General features: G+C 42.4%; 17 protein-coding genes. 9 read left to right on the forward strand and 8 right to left on the reverse strand.

The features are described 5' to 3' along the window. Positions 1 to 50 precede the first annotated feature (50 nt). Genes LPA49_RS19590 through LPA49_RS19600 form a run of 3 tightly spaced genes read left to right on the forward strand, consistent with a single transcriptional unit; the run spans position 51 to position 5,602 of the window. Positions 51 to 1,283 carry an exonuclease SbcCD subunit D C-terminal domain-containing protein gene (locus LPA49_RS19590; RefSeq protein ID WP_230237529.1) on the forward strand — a complete coding sequence of 411 codons (1,233 nt, stop codon included), beginning with the start codon at positions 51 to 53 and terminating at the stop codon, positions 1,281 to 1,283. Further along, positions 1,280 to 4,930, forward strand: coding sequence for an AAA family ATPase (locus LPA49_RS19595; protein WP_230237532.1), 3,651 nt, complete (start codon positions 1,280 to 1,282; stop codon positions 4,928 to 4,930). Before LPA49_RS19590 ends, LPA49_RS19595 begins: the two co-directional genes overlap by 4 nt. Positions 4,931 to 4,939: 9 nt before the next feature. Next, on the forward strand, positions 4,940 to 5,602 hold the full coding sequence (locus LPA49_RS19600; RefSeq protein WP_036972584.1) for a class I SAM-dependent methyltransferase: 663 nt from the start codon (positions 4,940 to 4,942) through the stop codon (positions 5,600 to 5,602). Positions 5,603 to 6,019: 417 nt separating this feature from the next. Here LPA49_RS19600 and ggt read toward each other — a convergent pair whose 3' ends face one another. The 5 genes from ggt to LPA49_RS19625 all read right to left on the reverse strand — a co-directional run bounded on the left by ggt (position 6,020) and on the right by LPA49_RS19625 (position 10,106). Further along, complete coding sequence (gene ggt, locus LPA49_RS19605; protein WP_065979213.1) at positions 6,020 to 7,717, reverse strand: gamma-glutamyltransferase; 1,698 nt, start codon at positions 7,715 to 7,717, stop codon at positions 6,020 to 6,022. A 115-nt stretch (positions 7,718 to 7,832) separates the two neighbouring features. Then, positions 7,833 to 8,645 carry an ABC transporter substrate-binding protein gene (locus tag LPA49_RS19610; protein ID WP_230237534.1) on the reverse strand — a complete coding sequence of 271 codons (813 nt, stop codon included), beginning with the start codon at positions 8,643 to 8,645 and terminating at the stop codon, positions 7,833 to 7,835. 29 nt (positions 8,646 to 8,674) lie between these two features. After that, positions 8,675 to 9,043, reverse strand: a complete 369-nt coding sequence (locus tag LPA49_RS19615; protein WP_230237536.1) for a response regulator — start codon at positions 9,041 to 9,043, stop codon at positions 8,675 to 8,677. A 74-nt stretch (positions 9,044 to 9,117) separates the two neighbouring features. Continuing rightward, positions 9,118 to 9,657, reverse strand: a complete 540-nt coding sequence (locus LPA49_RS19620; RefSeq protein WP_036972587.1) for a hypothetical protein — start codon at positions 9,655 to 9,657, stop codon at positions 9,118 to 9,120. Then, entirely contained in the window at positions 9,654 to 10,106 is a 453-nt protein-coding gene (locus LPA49_RS19625) for a YaiI/YqxD family protein (protein ID WP_036972589.1), read from the reverse strand. The genes LPA49_RS19620 and LPA49_RS19625 overlap by 4 nt, the downstream gene beginning before the upstream one ends. Before the next feature lie 104 nt (positions 10,107 to 10,210). Here LPA49_RS19625 and LPA49_RS19630 point away from each other — a divergent pair, with 104 nt between their 5' ends. After that, on the forward strand, positions 10,211 to 10,744 hold the full coding sequence (locus tag LPA49_RS19630) for a lipocalin family protein (protein WP_227006870.1): 534 nt from the start codon (positions 10,211 to 10,213) through the stop codon (positions 10,742 to 10,744). A 172-nt stretch (positions 10,745 to 10,916) separates the two neighbouring features. On the opposite strand, the gene LPA49_RS19635 is transcribed toward LPA49_RS19630, so the two are convergent. The 3 genes from LPA49_RS19635 to LPA49_RS19645 are packed head-to-tail and all read right to left on the reverse strand — an operon-like array spanning position 10,917 to position 13,188. After that, a complete protein-coding gene (locus LPA49_RS19635) occupies positions 10,917 to 11,252 on the reverse strand; it encodes a DUF3325 domain-containing protein (RefSeq protein ID WP_036972590.1) in 336 nt (111 codons plus the stop codon). Further along, positions 11,249 to 12,850 (reverse strand): PepSY domain-containing protein, encoded by a 1,602-nt coding sequence (locus LPA49_RS19640; protein ID WP_230237537.1) that lies wholly within the window; start codon positions 12,848 to 12,850, stop codon positions 11,249 to 11,251. The genes LPA49_RS19635 and LPA49_RS19640 overlap by 4 nt, the downstream gene beginning before the upstream one ends. Beyond that, positions 12,847 to 13,188: a hypothetical protein gene (locus LPA49_RS19645; RefSeq protein ID WP_036972593.1), complete on the reverse strand. Its 342-nt coding sequence runs from the start codon at positions 13,186 to 13,188 to the stop codon at positions 12,847 to 12,849. Before LPA49_RS19645 ends, LPA49_RS19640 begins: the two co-directional genes overlap by 4 nt. Positions 13,189 to 13,394: 206 nt before the next feature. Between LPA49_RS19645 and LPA49_RS19650 the strand changes: the two genes are divergently transcribed. The 5 genes from LPA49_RS19650 to LPA49_RS19670 form a co-directional block, all read left to right on the forward strand. Continuing rightward, entirely contained in the window at positions 13,395 to 14,087 is a 693-nt protein-coding gene (locus tag LPA49_RS19650) for an aspartate/glutamate racemase family protein (protein ID WP_065979210.1), read from the forward strand. Positions 14,088 to 14,096: 9 nt separating this feature from the next. Continuing rightward, entirely contained in the window at positions 14,097 to 14,459 is a 363-nt protein-coding gene (locus LPA49_RS19655) for a VOC family protein (protein WP_036972597.1), read from the forward strand. A gap of 19 nt (positions 14,460 to 14,478) precedes the next feature. After that, positions 14,479 to 15,060 carry a uracil-DNA glycosylase family protein gene (locus LPA49_RS19660; RefSeq protein ID WP_180311825.1) on the forward strand — a complete coding sequence of 194 codons (582 nt, stop codon included), beginning with the start codon at positions 14,479 to 14,481 and terminating at the stop codon, positions 15,058 to 15,060. 4 nt (positions 15,061 to 15,064) lie between these two features. Beyond that, positions 15,065 to 15,799: a phytanoyl-CoA dioxygenase family protein gene (locus LPA49_RS19665; protein WP_230237539.1), complete on the forward strand. Its 735-nt coding sequence runs from the start codon at positions 15,065 to 15,067 to the stop codon at positions 15,797 to 15,799. Positions 15,800 to 15,865: 66 nt separating this feature from the next. After that, positions 15,866 to 16,093: helix-turn-helix domain-containing protein (locus LPA49_RS19670; protein ID WP_230237542.1), on the forward strand; the 228-nt coding region annotated here is incomplete at its 3' end.

Below are 16,093 nucleotides of genomic sequence, written 5' to 3' on the forward strand. Positions count from 1 at the left end.
AGGCTCAGCTTAGGTATATTGACGCTCTTAATAAATAATAAGAGCGTTTAATGAAAGTCCTTCATACTTCTGATTGGCATTTAGGCCAACAATTCTACGAACATTCCCGCTTCGAGGAACATCAGGCTTTTTTAAACTGGTTAACGGAGACTCTCGCAGCACAGCACATCGACTTATTACTCGTTGCTGGCGATATTTATCACACGGCGACTCCGCCTGCGAGTGCAGAAAACCAACTCTATCAATTTATCAAGAACACCAAACAACGTTGCCCAGATTTACACATCGTGATTATTGCTGGTAATCATGACTCGGCAAACCGTATCATGGCTGCAAAACCCTTACTGGCACAATTTGATACGCATGTGGTGGGTCGGTTCGATACCGCAAGCCCAAAAGATGTCGTACTGCCTATATCAACCAAAAATGGCCAAGCACATGTTGTTGCCATGCCATTTTTACGAAGCAGCGATTTAAGTCATTATAATCGCCAAGAAGAGCAACCTTTAAGTTACAACCAAACAGTGGCACTGGCTTATAAAGATGCACTAAATGCTGCCAGTGAGTTACCGAAAGCGCCGCTAATTGTAATGGGACACCTCCATGCAAAAGGCGGCGATATTTCGACAGACTCAGAGCGAAACTTAGTGATTGGCGGTGAAGAAGCGATCTCTGCTAACATTTTTAGTGAACAAGCTGATTACGTAGCCCTTGGTCACTTGCATAAAGCACAAACCGTCGCCAAGTCTGAGACCATTCGCTACAGTGGCACCCCCATGCCGATGTCCTTTTCTGAGCGCCGTTACCAGCACCAAGTTGTGTTAATTGAACTTTCTGATTCAAGTTGCACTGTAAACCCCCTTTACATACCGAGCTTTTGTAAAGTCATACTGCTCCCCGAAAAAGACTGTGTGCCACTGAGTGAATTGTGTGAGCTGTTGAGTGAACTTGATTTAAGCGATGAAAAATTAGCGCCCTATTTACGCGTTAAACTGAGCGCTCACGACACCGACACCACGTTCAGAGAGCAAATTGAACAAGCGCTGGCAGGTAAGCAGCTTAAGTTTTGTGGGATTGAACGGGTGCGACAAGAGCGCAATCATCAAGACGATGAGCAAGCCTTGTTTGACGATGTGTCGCAAATCGAAGCTCTCAATCCACATTCGTTGTTAGAGCAAGCCTTTGCCAATCATAAAGATATGGCAGGGCAAGCAGTGCCAAAAGAGCTCGAAGACTTATTAAGCCACGTTATCGATGAGTTGAATACGGAGGACGTGCTATGAAAATTTTAGCGATACGTGTTCATCAATTGGCATCCATTGTCGATGCCGAAGTCGATTTTACAGCTTCGCCATTAAAAGAAGCCGGGCTATTTGCCATTACGGGTGATACCGGGGCAGGTAAAAGTACGTTACTTGATGCCATTTGTTTAGCACTGTATACCAAAACCGCGAGACTTCGTGGCGACACAGGTAATAAAATTGACTTTAATGGCGATAATATCAAGCTCAATGACTCGCGAAATTTATTACGCCGTGGGGCAGGGCAGGGCTATGCCGAAGTGGACTTTATAGGCCAAGATAAACATCACTACCGTGCTCGCTTGAGCTTTAGCCGCGCACGGAACAAAGCGAATGGCAAATTACAACAAGCGCAACACACACTTCATTCATTGCCTGACGAAACCTTAATTGCCGATAGAAGTAATGCCAGCAAAGAAATAGAGCGCATTATTGGTTTAAGCTTTGATCAATTTTCGCGGGCGGTGTTACTTGCCCAGCATGAGTTTGCAGCCTTTTTGAAAGCCACAGGGGATGAACGGGCACAACTGTTAGAATGCTTAACTGGCACCGACAAATTTAGTCGTATTGGGCAACGGATATTTGAACGTCACCGCGAACAACAACAGGCTCTTGAGCAATTAAAACTGAGCTTGGCGAACTTTAAGGTGTTAAGCCCCGAAGAGTTAGCGGCTAAGAAAGCTGAGCATAAATCGCTATTAACGAAGCAAACTGAACTACAAAACCAAATAAAGCAGCTGGAGCAATACCAAACTTGGTATAAACAGGCGGCGCATCTATCAGAACAAATAACGCAAGCGGAACACACAAAGCACCAAGCTGAGCAGCAATTACAACAACTTGAAGACAAGGCAAAGCAAGCCAAACAAGCGCAGCAGTGCTTAGAAATAAAAGATAACCGTGAGCGCACAGCAACAATTAAAGCCCAGCAAGTGCAGCTTGTAGAAAACCGTGAGCAACTTTTAAAAATTGATCATAACGCCCTGATAAGTGACGCAGAGCAAACGCTAAACAAACACACTGAGCAGTTAAAGCAAGCGAAACAAACGCAAAAAGATGCTCAGCCAATCATTAGCCAAGCACGTGAGTACGATAAACAACTGGCGGTATTGAACCAGCAAGCACACGCTCAAAAAGCACAACTCGAAAAAGCGAACCAGCATAACACCGAGCTGAGTAATAAACTTAATACGGCAAAGGCTGAGCAACAACAGCAACATCAGCAACAACAAGCGCTCACTAATTGGTTAGCGACACATGCACAATGGCAACCATTAGCGAAAGACTGGTCATATTATAAAAGTGAATTAAGCCGCTTTAATCAACTGCAGCTTCGTATTGATAAAACAAATCAAACGGTAAAGTCACTTCAGCCTACGGTGACTGAGCAGCAACACAGTCGTCAGCAATTACAAAAACAGTATCAAGCGCTTGAGCACGCACTAAAAACGCTGAATGAACAAGACGCTAGCTTCAAAGATCGCTTAAATAGTCAGTCTATGGCCGACATAGATGCACAACTAGAGGCGATTAAACACCTTATTGAAAAGCGTCAACTGTGGCAAAGTAATCAGCAGCAATTAAAAGTGTGGCAAAGCCAATCAGACACCTTAAATCAAAATAAACAACAGTTACAAACAGCCCTCAGCGCGATAGGGCAGGATGTAGAAAACGCCCAACAACAGCTGACACTATGTGAGAAAAACTTACAGCAAATACAGTTAAGAGCCAGTGAGGGGGTCAGCCAATTAAGAGCCACTTTAAAAGCGGGTGAGCCATGTGCTGTTTGTGGTTCGACTGAACACCCGTTTCAACATGACGTGGTTAATGCGCAGTTTAGTCAGCTTATTAATGATTTTACTGAGCAACTTAATAGTGCCAAACAGCACTTAAATAATCAGCAAGTTTTACAGCAAACAAAAAGTAATGAGCTGACAGCCTGTACTCAGCAAATAGCGTCATTAGAGGGGCAGGTGAGTGAACTCACCGACCAGCAGAACACGCTCAAACAGACCATGGCGGCAAATCGTACAGAGCTGAATGATTTAACCGAGGCGCAATTAAACGAGCGTCAGCAGCAGCTCACGAGCCAGAAACAGCAGTATTTTAAAGTGCTTGAGCAACAACAGCAGCTGCAAACATCATTAACAGCCAAACAAGCAGAGTTTAATCAAAAAGGGCAAGCACTGCATGCAGCAGAGCAAAAACTGAGTGAAACACAGCAGCAACTCAACACTGAACAAGCGCGTTTAAACGAGCTAAATGCAGAGCATCAGCAACTGCATACCACACTCGACGACACCTTTAAAAATGCCCCTTGGTGGCAACAGCTCAATGAGCAGCAGGTGTTATTAGAGACTATTGCAGAGGATGTGCAACGCTATCAAACGAAACTTCAACAATCGGATGAGCTAACGAAAGCCCTAACAAGCACTGAGCATACCATCGCGCATTTACTGCCTCAGCAACATGAAGCAGCAGAAGCGAAAGCTAAGTGCACTGCGCAACTTGCCCATACCGAGAACGAGCAGGCTGATTTGCATGAAAAACGCATTACCTTGTTTGCCGATGCAAACATGTCGGTCGATGAGTATATTGCACAACTTGAACAGGCCATTGACTCGTTACAGCAAGCGGTGCAACAGGCTCAGCAACACCTAAGCAATGCGGTTAAAGCGCGTGACGAGCACGCTATTCAAATAAGCCACTTAACAATGCGTGAAAAAGAGTTAAGCGATGAACAAGCTGCGCTTGAAAAACGATTCACGCAGTGGTTTAGCGAGTTTAAAGCACAGCATCCTTCACTTTCTGAAGACGCAATTACAACGCTTTTAAGCATCAGTAGCGAATCAATAAAGCAAACACTCAACGAGCACCACGCGGCAGAAAATGCGCTAAAAGAAACTCAAGCAGCTTTAAAACAGCTGCATTCATCGCAGTCGGCGCATTTAAAAGATCAGCCAAAGCACAGCGAAAGCGACACTGAAACTGAACTAGCTAACGCCGTTAATGCCCAGCAACATACGAATCAATCGCTGATGCAAGTAGGCAGTGAGCTGCACACGCACCAACAAAATAGCCAAGCATTAGCAGATAAACAGCAATTATTAGTTCAACAGCAAAAGCGCTACGAGCACTGGCATTTACTTAATAAAGTGCTGGGTGATGCCAGTGGTAAAACCATGCGTAACTTAGCGCAAACTCAAACTCTCAAAATACTGCTGCATTATGCCAATAGCCACTTACACACTTTAAACAAGCGCTACAAATTAACGGCTATCGGGCAAACGCTGGATATTGCCATCATTGATAAAGACATGGCCGATGAGCAGCGTTCTGTTAATACTTTGTCAGGCGGGGAGTCGTTTTTAGTCTCGCTGGCACTGGCTTTGGGGCTTGCCTCGTTGTCATCGAATAAAGTGCAAATAAACTCTTTGTTTATCGATGAAGGGTTTGGTACGTTGGACAGTGAAACGTTAAGCATCGCGATGGATGCTCTCGATTCGCTGCAAGCACAAGGCCGTAAAGTAGGGGTTATTTCGCATGTATCTGAAATGACCGAACGCGTGGCCACGCAGGTACATGTAGCGAAAAAGCCCGGTGGTTACTCAACCATCTCTGTTATTTAAAGGATTAGCATGCCAACTTTTAATCATGAAGAAGCCAGTCATTACGATGAGCGCATAACGCGTTTAGTGCCAGGGTACGCGTTATTACACCAAGCAACCGCAGCGCAACTAGTCAGCACGCTCGACAACGACGCGTGTATTTTAGTGATTGGTGCAGGCACCGGAAAAGAGATCATAGAACTTGCTAAGCTCAACGCAGGCTGGCGTTTTATTGCGCAGGATATTTCACAAGATATGTTGGATATCGCTGAGCAGCACTTTAGCCAACATAACATCAGTGACCGTGTAACGGTTCATTGTGGCGATATTAACGATATTGATGCAAGCGCCGATGCAGCATTATGTTTATTAGTCATGCACTTTGTCGAGGACAATGGCGATAAAAAAGCGCTGTTAAAAGCGATTAAAAGCAAGCTTAAAAAGCAGGGCAACTTATTCATTGCCGATTTAATGCGCCCTGAAACGCAATTTGAGCGCGAATCACAACTACAGCTTTGTACTCAGCTAGGTTTAACCGATGCTGGCAAAGAGCGCACCCGACACAATCTAGAACACGAGTTTTACCCTTTAGACCGTATTCGTTTTTCAGAATTAATGAATGAAAGCGGTTTTAGCACCCCTAAACAGTATTTTAAAGTGCTGGGTTTCACTGGGTATGTGGTGGGGAGTTAGACTCTTTAAGTTTTAAGCTTTGAACTTCCATTGTCAGCGCGATTATACCATTCCGCTTAATTAAGTGGTCTATTTTGAGGCAATAAAACCGCGTTGATAACAAGGCAAAAATTTAGTTATTTAGTTGTTCTAAATCAGAAATTTTTAACGTAGGTAGCGACTGGTTTAATCACTCAAAATGATTAAGTATTTTTGCGGAATGGTATTATATATCGCGCAACATACGCACGCTCGCACACGAAGTACGGTTCACCTCTAAAGTCAGTCTTACTGGGGTAGGTAGATAGATAGGTATATAGGTAGGTATGTCGATAACTTATAAGCCACGCAAAGCGAGTCTCACAGCGAGAGCTAGACGCGGCTTTAAGCCGCGTCATCAATCAATTGCAACGCAATGATTTATTACCTTATATTGCCTTAATACCCTGCGGCGTGGCCGTCTTTGCGGGTTTCAGATGCGCCATAGTACACCCCTGTTTTAAGGTCTTTTAAGATAGCTTGATAACCGCCATATGGTCCAACAGCGTCTTGCAAAGTGTGGCCTTTTTTCATCAGCTCACGGCGAGTTTCCATCGAAAAACCTGATTCTAAACTCACAACGCCCCCGTCTTCCATAATTTCGCCTGTAGGCTGTGATGAGCCACTGTGCAGAATACGTGGAGCGTCACCGGCTTCTTGTAAATTCATGCCAAAATCAATCATGTTAATTAAGATTTGCGCATGCATTTGCGGTTGTGTCGCACCGCCCATTACTCCGTAACTCATGTATGGCTTGCCATCTTTGGTCACAAAGGCTGGAATTATCGTATGGAACGGACGTTTACCCGGCTCATATTGGTTCATATGGCCTTTTTTAAGTGCAAACATTTCTCCTCGGTTTTGCAATACAAAGCCCAGTTTAGCGGGGGTCATACCTGAGCCCATACCACGATAATTACTTTGAATTAATGACACCATGTTGCCGTCTTTATCGGCCGTCGTCAGGTAAATAGTATCGCCTTCTACTGGGCCTGCATGATCACGTTTTGCCGCTTTATTTGGGTCAATCAGCTTGCGTCTTTCATCGGCGTATTGCTGAGAAATCAAGGTCTGCACGGGAATAGTATTAAACGCAGGATCGGCGTAATATTTAGCGCGGTCTGCAAAGGCCAGTTTTTTTGCCTCGACAAACGTGTGAACATACTCAGGGCTATCAAAACCCATACCTTTAATATCGTATCCTTCTAATATATTTAGAATTTGCTGAGCAGCGATGCCTTGGCCGTTGGGCGGTAATTCCCATAACGTATAACCGCGGTAATCTGCACTGACAGGTTTAACCCATTCACTGTGGTGTGAAGCTAAGTCGTCGTACGATAAATAACCGCCATTTTCTTTCATATAACGGCTAATTTCTTTTGCTATATCCCCTTTGTAAAAAGCATCACGTCCTTCCTTCGCTATTTTACGATAGGTATTTGCAAGGGCAGGATTTTTAAAAATATCGCCTTTTTCTGGCATCGCCCCATTTGGCATGTATACGTCTTTAAACCCAGGGTATTTTCCACGCGCATCAACACTTTTTTGCATGTAATAGGCAATCAATTCAGAAACGGGAAAGCCTTTTTCAGCATAATCAATTGCTGGCTGAAGTAAGGTTTTCATCGGTGTTTTACCGAACTTATTATGTAATTCAAACCAGCCATCCACAGCGCCAGGCACAGAAACAGGTAACGGGCCATAGGCGGGGATCATATCGCCTTGTGCCTTTAAGGTGTCAAATGTCAGGCTTTTCGGTGAGCGGCCAGATGCATTCAAGCCATATAACTGTTTGCTTTTATTGTCCCAAACAATGGCAAACAAGTCGCCACCTATACCACACCCTGTCGGCTCTACAAGCCCGAGTACGGCGTTGGCTGCAATTGCTGCATCAATGGCATTGCCCCCGTCTTTTAACACTTGTAAGCCAACCTGTGTGGCTAATGGCTGCGACGTTGCAACCATACCTGATTGCGCAATAACTTCTGAGCGACTGGCAAAGTTATGCCCTGTGATACGGTCGTAAGCCTGTGTCGTGCCAGCAGCGCCTAAGCATACCGCTAACACAAGCCCTTTTAGTAGTGGCGTTGGATTCATGGTTATTTCTCATTTTATTGTTTTATTCACTATAAAAAGCAAAGTCACTGTAAACAATGGTTTTGCTACCGAGGGCAAAAAAAACGCGATTGAATTCGTAAACAGCACCCGATTATTAATAAACAGCCGTACCGTAAAAACATCTATCAACCGTAGGAGAGGTTTGCACATGAGGGTACTTATTAGCAGGGACAAACTTTTCAACAATGGGGGCTATTTGCCCATTTTCTTTCATGGTATCGAGTGCGCGCTGAAGTGCGCTGACCACACCAGCTGGAGCAGATTTATTTAAAGCCAAATAGTTTCCCCCTAAAGCAGGGTGGTTAAGTTCAAGCACAGGTATCACTTGCTCAGGGCTTAAAGCCACTTTTTGTAATTGTGTTGCAAGCGTCATGGAAGAGCCAATTAATAAATCATGCTTACCACGTTTAAACATATTTAACTCTTCAAATTTACCTGAGTAGGTTAAAAAATGATGCCCTTCAACTAACTGTAAGTCTGTAAGTACGGCTTGATAAACATCGCCGCGTGATACGCCAATTGTGTAATTAGTTAACAAGCGTGAACTTGTCAGCTCAATGTCTGTGCGCTCACTTAACCTATATAAACAAGATTGCCCCGACACCAGTGGACCAACCCATTGAAACTGAGCTTCTCTTTGTGTTGTTCGAGACGTTGAAAAAATACCAGAATACGGCTGCTCAAGCGTTTTTGACATCGCTCGCCTCCAAGGCAACACCTGTATTACACATTTTAATTTTGCGTGCTTACAAAGCGTCTCAACTATTTCAGTATTAATACCCGTCGGTTGATTATGTTCCTCAAAATTATAAGGAGGAAATGATTCGGTATACAAGGTTAATGGCTTTGATTCAGCCAGTGCTGCCCATGTGAAAAATAAACAGAGTGTGACTGGCCAGTTCTTCATCGCAATTAACTCCAGGCTTTTTCGGTTTATTACGCAGGTTTAACGATTCTACTTAACTGTTTTTGCAGCGTGTTGAGACAAAATGGCTTAATGATAAAACCACTGACTTTAGCGGCAATCATGTCAGTGACTGTTTGCTTGCTATCCTCACACGTCACCATAAGAACGGGTAAATCGTCAAACTTGGGGGTTTCGCGAATGTGATTAAGTAAACACTTTCCATCCATTTTAGGCATATGTAAATCAGTGATAACTAAATCAAAATGCTGCTTTTCTAACAACTCTAACGCTTGCGAACCATCCGTTGCTTCTGTTATGTCGTTGTAATCAAGGCTACGTAGCATGTTTATCAAAACATGACGCATTAAGGGCATATCATCAACGACAAGAATGTTCATATAAAGTGTAGTCCGTTTTACATTACCTTAAAGCTTAGTTTGCAAGCCAAATAACGCAATGATAAGGCAGACTTTTACGCGAAAATATCTGCAACCAACTGACTAAGCCGCGCAATTTTAATATTACTTAATTGCCTATAATCAAAATAGGGGCACACAATCACCTTATCTTGCTTATTAAAGGCAAACTCTTCATCAAGCCAAGTGAGCTGGCTAGATAATAAACCTAATTGAACAAGGCTTTTTGCATACGTGCGCCCAGCGATAATGTGTAATTTATCCGTGTTGTCAAATACAGGAGGGCTAAACAGCAACGCTGTGTGACTGTGTGCTTGGAGTAAACGCGTATCACGATAGGTTTGCCAATTGGCAGAACATTTAGCAAACTGAAAATATTCGCTCGGCAGCGCAAACAGCACTTTTGCATACACATTAAAGACTTTTCGCCAGCCATTTCCACAAGCCTGATTAATGTCATCTATTTGACCAATTTGCATAGCATGTAAATGATCAATATTGTGCCAAGGCACCATCGGCGGACGTTTTTCTATGTACACAGCAACGTTAAATGCACTGTCACCAAAGCCCTGTAAAGAGTGTTGTTGCTGAATCATGATGATTTTTGAGCAAGAATTCGATCTAAGTTATTAGCAAAATTCTGACGGTCAGCTTGGCTCAACGGTGGCGGCCCACCCGACATTTCGATACCACTTGAGCGCATTGTGTCCATAAAATCACGCACATTAAGGCGAGAACGTATATTTTCTGTTGTATACAGCTCACCGCGGGGATTTAACGCCTGTGCATTTTTTTCAATCACTTCGGCTGCCAACGGGATATCACCCGTGATAACCAAATCACCGGCTTCGACTCGCTTAACAATTTCGTTATCGGCGATATCAAAACCAGACGATACTTGCTGACGAAAAATGTACTTAGACGGCGGAACACGCATAGCATGATTAGCCACTAATGTAGTGACTGTTTGCGTTCGTTCTGCAGCACGAAATAAAATTTCTTTAATAACAACGGGGCAGGCATCTGCATCAACCCAAATCTTCATGGTTTTCTCTATTTAACTATTCTAAGCTTAGGTAGTTTAACGTAATTAAACTTATTTACCGCTATTAACGTATTAAATTCTTTAATTTTAAAAGGAGTGAGCGTGTGCAAAACAGCATAAAATTTATATTTCTACTTTTCTTTACGACCCTGTTATCGGCTTGTACAGGAGTGCCTGACAACATACAACCCGTTAATGATTTTGAACTAAATAAGTACACCGGAACATGGTACGAAATAGCGCGCCTTGATCATTCATTTGAACGCGGTTTAGAAGGGATAACCGCACAGTACTCAGTCAACTCTGATGGCACTGTTAAAGTTATTAATAGAGGCTATAACACCTCTGATAAAAAGTGGGAACAAGCAGAAGGCAAGGCTAAATTTGCCGGTAAAAATGACATTGGTCATTTAGAAGTCTCATTTTTTGGCCCATTCTACAGCTCCTATGTCATTTTTGAGCTCGATAAGCAAAACTACCAATACGCGTATATTACTGGCTATAACAAAGAGTATTTATGGTTTTTATCAAGAACCCCGACAGTCACCAAAGAGCAGCTAGACGACTTTAAAAATACCGCCAGACAATATGGCTTTAAAACAGACGAGCTTATTTTTGTTGAGCATGAAGGGATGTAAAGGGGCTTTACACGCGTCTTTAAACTATCACGAATGTGCAACACAATTGTCATGGAAAAGAGGCACACTGTGCGACATTAAATTGAACATGACATGTGATCCCCAATTTAATCCCCTGCTCGGGTAGGCATTGCCTACCCTTTTTTTTGAGATCAGTTTTTTACTAACTTAACTAGAAAATCATCACTGAAAGCCCACTTAAAACCAAAACAGACACATTTATTGCGCTGATGTGTTTTACCCACGAGACCGTAAAACTATATAAAATCATAAGCATAAGAACACTTAGCGCCATATAACCACAAAATAATAATGCGCCGTATCCGCCTTCACTCATCACACTCAGTCCTAAACTTAGTAAAATAGTGATCCAGCCAATCGTTAAAAATCTATATCGCTGTTTTTCAGTAAGTTTCTTTTTAAATACATCGCGAAAATGATTAAACTTTGCAAGTGCAAAACAATTAAACGCTAAAAAGCAGAGACTAAATTGCAGTAATTCCATCATCCTTGTTGCTCCTTTAACTGCCTGTTTTTAAATAAATTGCCTTTTTCTTTTACGTTGTCATGGCTAGGTATTTTTCTGCTTTGAACAATAAACATCAAACCAGCGCAGATAAACGCACTATCAATGCCAAACAGCGCCCATTGCTGAGTTAGTAAATAGCTGATCCAATTTCCCTCTGTTGTAAATGCATTAATTAAAGGGATTGAAAAACATGCCACCGCATTTAACCACGCAGCTAAGCGCCAATGTGACTGAGTACGTCCAAACAAAGCCAAAACAGCAATGAATAACCACGCTAAGAAAAAGGCTAGAACCTCTTTATCGGCACGTGCGGCTAACTCTATAGGTAGTAATCGGTTCGCGATAAAAAATGCACACGTTGCAAAGGGCAAGCCCATTAATGTAGCTAAATTTAACGTTTCAACAAGCTTCAAGCCACGGTGTGCTGATTGTTCAGGCTTCATGCGCTCTCTTAAACGCTTCGCCCACATCATGCAACCAGTCGCAATCATGGCACAGCCAGCAACCCCACATAAAAAGTACAGCCATCGTAGTAATGGCTCAGCTAATCGCCCACTGTGAAGCGCGGTCATTGAGTCGTAAAATTGTGCCGATGCACTCCAGTCTTCACCTGATTGCGCGTCTATTTGCCCTGTTACACCATTAAATAAATAACGAGGACCATTATCGACCACCTCTTTAGCTGTCGCCAGATAGACAACGATTTGTGATGACGCCGTATTGGCATTACGAACGAATACATGGCTTATATCGGCATTAGGGTACTTAGTATAAATCTGATCTAAAACCTGATTTATTGCCACCATGGGGCGGTGTTCATCGGATGGCGCCGCGCGCTTATTGACCGGTAAGGCTTCATTAAACATCTGACTTAACCCCTCTTCATACACGGTTTCTGCGGGGTAAGGGAACAACATAAAAATCAGTGTGATGATACCTGTGTAAGTAATCATAATATGAAAAGGAAGCGCCAAAACAGACGACACGTTATGCGCATCTAACCAGCTTCTACTGCCTTTATTACGACGAAAAGAAAACATATCTTTAAAAATACGCTTATGAATTACGACCCCCGTGACAAGCGCAACCAACATAAACATTGAAGCTAAACAAACAAGAATACGCGCAGTAAACACATCTATATAATGCAAATCAAAATGCAGACGATAAAAAAAACCGCCGCCTTTAGTATCACGTGGCTCAGGAACTGGTTCCAGTGTATTTGGGTCTATATGAGTGTAATTAAACGGAGCACGACGTTGACCTGGTTGCTTAGGTTCTGCATAGCCATAACTTAAAACGGGGTTTCGCGAGTCGGGCATGTTTATACGCCACGAAAGAGAGTTAGGTGCTTTTTGCTGTAAATCTGCAAACACATCGTTAATTTGCTTTGCTTGTGAAGCAACACGGTGCTCTTGATGACGTACTTGATGGATTTCAGGCTTAGCCCAAAAACTAATTTCGTCTTTAAAGAAGCTCAACGTGCCAGCGAAAAAAATTAAAAATAAAAGCCAGCAAACTAATAAACCTACCCACGTGTGTAACCACGTCATTGAACGGAAGAAATTCTCTTTCATAGCCATCCCTTAATCAAAGCCAGTACGAATAATTGCAGACTTGTCGTTAGTAAAATGGTGATCCAAACGACCTTCAGTGACTTAACTGCAAACACCCATATGAACACGCAGCAATAAAAAAAGACCGATAAGGTTGTGGTCAACAACACACTGTCGAGTTTATTTAGCGGCAATAAGACCGCCAGTAATGAGATAAATACACTGGTAAAAACATAACCCCCTAAGATGGCAGCAACAAAACGAAAAAACACAGCAACACGATATGACAGGCTCTGTGAACGTTTTTTAGCGCCTCTTGGTTCTTTAGCTTGCCCAGCTTGTAAGGACTGAGAGTGCATGATAATCCCTTAAAAAAAAGTTAAACGAGAAGAAAACGCATTATTATATAGTGACAAAACCAAAAAGATAGTGATTATCATTTGCGTAACCGTATTTTATAAAGGAACGATTTAAAACCCGATTTCATAGTTAGTAAAATAATGATCTGCTAGCTTTGTTTTACACAATAGCCTATGGTGTTATGCACACAGCAGAAGGAGTTATAATGCAAACAATCGGATTAATTGGCGGTATGAGTTGGGAGTCGACACAGAGCTACTATCAACTTTTAAATCAGGGAGTTAAAGATAAGCTTGGTGGTTTACATTCAGCAAAAATAGCCTTAGTTAGCCTTGATTTTGCCGAAATAGCAACGCTTCAACAACAGCAAAACTGGCCTAAAATGGCAGAAATATTAATAAATGCGGCTCAGCAAGTTGAGGCTGCGGGTGCTGATTGTTTGCTTATCTGTACTAACACCATGCATAAGCTTGCAGAGCAAGTTCAAGCAGCTATCTCGATTCCTCTTTTACACATTGCCGATGCCGTTGGAGAGCAGCTTACAGCGAGTAAACACAAAAAAGTCGCATTACTAGGTACGTCATTTACCATGGAGCAAGATTTTTATACACAGCGCCTCAGTGACAAATTTGGAATTGAAGTGCTAATTCCTGAGCCAGACGAACGCGCGGTGATCCATGAAATTATTTATACAGAGCTCTGCATAGGTATCATAAACCCAGACTCTAAAGCCGCTTATTTGAGAATTATCAATCAACTATACCAACAAGGTGCAGAAGCAATTATTTTAGGTTGTACCGAAATAGCCTTGCTAATTCAACACACTGATACCGCCATTCCGTTATTTGATAGCACCGCATTGCATTGTTCAATGGCGCTTAAGCACAGCATAAACTAGGAGACTATTATGTCGAATCACCACAGTCTAAATTATGTAGAATTCGCCGCTAAAGATTTAACCGCTACCAAAACTTTTTTCCAGCAGGTATTTAAATGGAAATTTACTGACTATGGCCCCGAATATACAGCCTTCAGCTGTGAATCAGCAGGGCTTGATGGCGGCTTTTATCAAGCACCCTTAACCAGTTTAACGAGCAATGGCGGGGCGTTATTGGTACTTTACTCTAACAATATTAAAGAAACCCAAGCTCAAGTTGAGAACCACGGCGGGGTTATTATTAAACCATTATTTGATTTCCCAGGAGGTTGCCGCTTCCACTTTACAGAACCCAGTGGCAACGAGCTTGCCGTGTGGTCAAAACAAGCATAGATCAGATTTTTACTAAGTAATGAAACATCAAACACTCTTAGAACAAGTTAGTAAATGCGTGATCTGCGAACCTGAGTTACCGTTAGGAGCCCGTCCCGTTATTCAATTTAATGCCAGTGCGCGCATTTTAATAGCGGGGCAAGCACCCGGGGTTAAAGTTCACGAAACAGGGGTGCCCTTTAATGATGCCAGCGGAAAACGATTACGAAATTGGCTAGGTGTCAGTGATGACGAGTTTTACGATGCCCAAAACTTCGCTATTTTACCAATGGGCTTTTGCTACCCGGGTAAAGGTAAGTCTGGCGACCGACCACCGCGCAAGGAATGCGCTATTGCTTGGCGAGAAAAGCTCCTCGCCCAATTAAACAACGTTGAGCTGACTATCATTTTAGGTAAGTATGCACAGGCGTATCATTTACCTCATACCAAACAGTTGCCGTTAACAGAGTTAGTAAAATCGTGGCGTGATTATTGGCCTAAGTATTTACCTTTGCCACACCCAAGCCCACGCAATAATATTTGGTTAAAGAAAAATCCATGGTTTGAAGAACAAGTGCTTCCTGAACTGAGTAGCCAAATACGTTCATTACTTAATAGATAACACAATGGAAAATACTTTTTTTAAGCAACACGGTTACATGCATGTAAAGGGGCTTTACAATGATTCTGCTTTATCTGCTATTCGCCCCATTTTAGATAAATTTCATAATAATTGGCTTCGCGAAAATTCTCTTTTTTATAAAACTAAAGCTATTAATAGTTCAGGGCTCACAGCGTCTCCATGGTTAACAGAAAATGAAAAACTGAGCTTATTCCACTTTATAAACTCAACGCAATTGCTCAATCAGGTTACCTCAATCATCGCGAGACCACGGTTTTTAAATAGCCAATTATTTTTTAATCCTTACAACCCAGAACAACATAATTATTGGCACCGAGATTCGCAGTATCATTTAGATATCAATGCACAGCAATCGGCTCTAACAGGTCCTGAAGTACTGCATTGCCGTATTGCATTTGAAGATGAACATGGGATTGAGTTAATACCAGCGAGTCATAAAAATTGGGATTCTGAAGAAGAATTAGCAGTAAGGCTAGAGCTGCAAGGGGCTAACAATTATGATTCTTTAAGCCGTGGTAAAACTATCTCACTACAAAAAGGTGATCTATTGATTTTTTCGGCCAATATGATTCACCGAGGATTGTATGGGCTCAATAGGTTTTCACTCGATATTCTGTTTTTTGAACGCCATGAGAGCGCGGAGCAATTTATAAACACGGACTTTTTACCGACAGATGCTCAGCTTAAGAAATTGGAAAATCCTGCGGTTTTTATTTAATAAAAAAGCGGCTCAATATGAAGTGACCCCCAATAGTTGGACATTCCAATTACTGGGGGTCTTTTTATGTCCAAACATCATCGAGCTTTTAAGCTCAAAATAGCAGAGCTCGCTTTGTCTGAAAGCTCTTCGACAGTAAGTAACAGATTTAATGTTACAGATAGGCAGGTCCGATATTGGACCGCTATTTATCGAATTCATGGCGCTGAAAGCTTCAGGTCTGTTCACAAACCTTATTCTCAAGCATTTAAGGTAGAAGTGTTAAAAACGATGACAGCAAACAGTTGGTCACTC

The sequence above is a fragment of the Pseudoalteromonas sp. MB41 genome, assembly GCF_020966275.1.
GTDB classification, from domain to species: Bacteria; Pseudomonadota; Gammaproteobacteria; order Enterobacterales; family Alteromonadaceae; genus Pseudoalteromonas; species Pseudoalteromonas lipolytica.